Origin of the sequence: Nitrosomonas marina, from assembly GCF_900111605.1 — a bacterium.
GTDB classification, from domain to species: domain Bacteria; phylum Pseudomonadota; class Gammaproteobacteria; order Burkholderiales; family Nitrosomonadaceae; genus Nitrosomonas; species Nitrosomonas marina_A.
In genome coordinates, this window is sequence record NZ_FOIA01000067.1 from 1 (window position 1) to 2,957 (window position 2,957).

The window sequence follows — 2,957 nt, forward strand, 5'->3', positions numbered from 1 at the left end:
ATATAATAAACAAAATGTTATTATACACTAACCAGGAAAAATAACTTCACTTCCAGACTTGCTTCGTTTTGTAATCGCAATTTTTAGATATGCCCGATAGCGTATTGGGCCAGTGCTTGTTGATCGGCTTCGGGGTGTTGCGCCAGTTGCTTTAGCTTGGCTAACCGTTCCTGTATTTCCGGGAACAATTCACCCTGATAGGATAAATACAGACTATCTACCCCAAACCGTAGCAGCTTGAAGTATTCTGTACTATTGCAGTTATAGGGTACTGTGTTACTAGGCGGCGTACCCTGTGTGGATGATTCATACTGATGCAATGCATCCGTCAAATCCTGTTCCACTTCGCCATCACGCCACGCGGCCGCGCTCTCGCGCGTTGCCTTGCGTGTTGGCTCAGCGGATTGATTAAATGCTTTTGATTTCTTTGACATGAATAAACTCCTAATCGTAGGCTGGCATGCAATGGCTTCCAGCAACGATTAAGGAATTTATGCGCCTAACGACAAAAAGTCGTCCACCTCAAATTGCAATTTCAGGTGGTTGCAAATTTCTTGGATTCTGTGAACTGTTTTCGAAGATTTTTTTGAGCACCAGGCGTATCGGGATACAGCTTTAACTGATGCACGAGCAATTCTTCAAGCTGAGCATCTGACATTTGATTAAATCCCGACTCACGAAGAATATAAAAGGCGTAACGTAAATCCTTATAGGCTTCCCAGTGTTTCTTTGAAGGCCCTTCCAGAGATTTACGCAGACGAATAAAAAATTTCTTGTCATTTTTAGCTTCTGCTGTTGAAATACGTACAGCAAATGCTGAACACGTGATGATAGAACGGTCAATGCGGACAGCATTAAAAAAAAGAATCATCATTTCCATTTTGCCCCTCATCAACCATTGCATTCAGTGTTCGATGAAACAGCATGATTGAAAGAATATTACGTTGCAATGCAGTAAATAAGCTTATGACATCGTTTACGGTAAATATTCCATCCAATCCACCTTTCCAGTTTTCAAACTCAACATTTTGAAACACACTAAATGCGGCTTGAGTGGGGTCATCGGATAGGGCAGCTTCATGCAATTCCTGATGGCATCCCAATGCGCAAATAAGCAGTGCCAGCGATTCTTGAAATGACAATTCATAGAGATCAGCCCAATACAACCCTTGATCAAGTACTTCTTTTACTTTTTCACCAGGAGCGGAATTTAGAAGATTGGGTAACTCTTTCATTTGGCGGCGGATATCAGGCAATTCGCACATAAGCTGCTTGAATTCTTCAAGTGTGAGATTGCCGTATTCTTTTCCAATTTTCCCCATTAGCATTTTTAATCATAGAATATAGGTTTATCTCATAAGAGATTTTGCTTCTTATATCGACATAAAAGTGCAAGAATGCAGAAATTCTTAGAATCAATCTAGTGCGAAAACTCAGCAAATTGAATTGGGTCTCATAAATTTACAATCTCTTTTGGGAGCTACTATATAGCTAAACGAATAAGCAATATATGCATACTGATAGATTCAAAAAATTAAGAAAAGAGCCTCTTTCTGATCTTTTTGGCAAGAAGGAAGTGAGTGCAATATGGAGGAAAATTGTCCGAGGACAATTGCGTACGCTCGATTTTAAAGATTTATTTGATCATTATGATTTCAACTACAACATAGAAGAGCGCGCCGCTGCCATTCGGAATGAAATACTTAATGGCACATATCGAGTATCACTACCTTTGATCTACAAGCTGGAGAAAAAATACGGCATCTGCAGACATATCGTCGTACCTCAGCCAGTTGATGCTCTTGTATTACAAGTTCTGGTCGAATGCGTTGCCGAACAGATAATAAAGCACCAACCATCTGAGAATGCCTTTTATTCTCGCGATAAGCATATTGTTGGCAAGCCACATGATGCCGCAGAGTATGGACTTTCGTTTAGAAATCAGTGGAAGAAACTGCAAAAAGAAATATATCGATTTAACGAAGAAAAGAAATTGCTTGTTGTTACAGACTTATCTAATTACTACGACAGTATAAGTATTAATGAACTAAAAAAAGTATTCTTGGGATATGTTAATAATAACGAAGTATTAGTTGATATCTTGTTTCGTGTAATTGAGGAAATATCCTGGAAACCAGATTATTTGCCCTATAGCGGCCGAGGTCTCCCAACATCTAACCTAGAGGCAATACGATTACTCGCACATTCTTTTTTGTTTGAAATTGATGATGTTCTTAAGCAGCGTACAAACAACAACTTTACGAGATGGATGGACGATATCGTTATCGGTGTAGATGAACGAAAGGAAGCAATAGAAATAATCAGTTCAGTCTCCGATATGCTAAAAAGCAGAGGATTGGCACTTAATATTTCAAAAACATCTATATACAATAACAAAGATGCTTACTATCACTTTCAAATTGAAGAGAATAAATATCTCGATTCATTAGAAAATGTAAAAAAAGGGAATCCCGATTACAACAAAATCACCACAGAACTAAAAAGGAATTTCAAAAGGCACTTCCAAGATAAATCGCCAAAATATTGGGACAAGATTGCTAAGCGCTATATTACCGCATTCGGAAAAATGGAGTCCACAAAGCTACTTACCGAAATTTCGGCTATTTATCTAAATTACCCAGGACTCAGGCAGAATCTTATTTTTTATTTATCAAAAATAGGCTACAAAAAACAAACAGCAAAAAAAGTCGAAGAAATATTAATAAATATAGATGTGTTTGATGATATTTCCCTTTATCAAATATGCGCGCTTATCACTGCCTGGGAAATACCACTCAATAATGATACAAAGGGTTTTTTGAGTCGCGTTAATAAACATCTGGTCGGTGAGACATTTAAACAGTATGCGTCCGTTACGTCCGTCTAGAATTTTTATAGTTTTAATGCTTCGATAAATTTCGGAGCGAGTGGCAACAACTCATCGATACGGCTGTTAG

Annotated in this window: 4 protein-coding genes; 1 reads left to right on the forward strand and 3 read right to left on the reverse strand. The window is 38.2% G+C overall.

The genetic code is table 11. The annotated features are described in order from the left end of the window. Positions 1-83: 83 nt before the first annotated feature. The 3 genes from BMY62_RS15610 to BMY62_RS15620 all read right to left on the reverse strand — a co-directional run bounded on the left by BMY62_RS15610 (position 84) and on the right by BMY62_RS15620 (position 1,322). On the reverse strand, positions 84-434 hold the full coding sequence (locus BMY62_RS15610) for a hypothetical protein (protein WP_256207667.1): 351 nt from the start codon (positions 432-434) through the stop codon (positions 84-86). 101 nt (positions 435-535) lie between these two features. After that, positions 536-880: a hypothetical protein gene (locus BMY62_RS15615; RefSeq protein ID WP_090662147.1), complete on the reverse strand. Its 345-nt coding sequence runs from the start codon at positions 878-880 to the stop codon at positions 536-538. Next, entirely contained in the window at positions 855-1,322 is a 468-nt protein-coding gene (locus BMY62_RS15620) for a hypothetical protein (protein WP_090662150.1), read from the reverse strand. Before BMY62_RS15620 ends, BMY62_RS15615 begins: the two co-directional genes overlap by 26 nt. Positions 1,323-1,510: 188 nt before the next feature. On the opposite strand from BMY62_RS15620, the gene BMY62_RS15625 reads away from it, so the two are divergent. Further along, on the forward strand, positions 1,511-2,887 hold the full coding sequence (locus tag BMY62_RS15625) for an RNA-directed DNA polymerase (RefSeq protein ID WP_090662153.1): 1,377 nt from the start codon (positions 1,511-1,513) through the stop codon (positions 2,885-2,887). The last annotated feature ends 70 nt before the right edge of the window (positions 2,888-2,957 follow it).

Coding starts and splice junctions, on each gene's coding strand:
- BMY62_RS15610 (WP_256207667.1), bottom strand. CDS start 434: ATGTCAAAGAAATCAAAAGCATTTAATCAATCCGCTGAGCCAACACGC.
- BMY62_RS15615 (WP_090662147.1), bottom strand. CDS start 880: ATGGAAATGATGATTCTTTTTTTTAATGCTGTCCGCATTGACCGTTCT.
- BMY62_RS15620 (WP_090662150.1), bottom strand. CDS start 1,322: ATGGGGAAAATTGGAAAAGAATACGGCAATCTCACACTTGAAGAATTC.
- BMY62_RS15625 (WP_090662153.1), top strand. CDS start 1,511: ATGCATACTGATAGATTCAAAAAATTAAGAAAAGAGCCTCTTTCTGAT.